Below are 255 nucleotides of genomic sequence, written 5' to 3' on the forward strand. Positions count from 1 at the left end.
CTACCATTGGCGCTAAAGAGCTTAACTTCCGTGTTCGGTATGGGAACGGGTGTGACCTCTTCGCTATCGCCACCAGACAAGAGATTGCTCTCTCAAAACTAGATAACAGTTTACTGAGTAAAGCTTATGCTTTTAAAGTTTTGGTTAAGTCCTCGATCGATTAGTATCAGTCAGCTACACATGTCGCCACGCTTCCACCTCTGACCTATCAACCTGATCATCTTTCAGGGATCTTACTAGCTTGCGCTATGGGAA

The 255-nt window shown here is 45.1% G+C and carries 2 rRNA genes; both read right to left on the bottom strand.

From position 1 onward, the window contains the following. Window positions 1-77 (bottom strand): 5S ribosomal RNA (rrf, locus tag ACN6NE_RS31275); the annotation flags it as partial. 63 nt (window positions 78-140) lie between these two features. After that, a 23S ribosomal RNA gene (locus ACN6NE_RS31280) occupies window positions 141-255 on the bottom strand; the annotation flags it as partial.

The sequence above is a fragment of the Priestia sp. 53B2 genome (genome assembly GCF_056099005.1).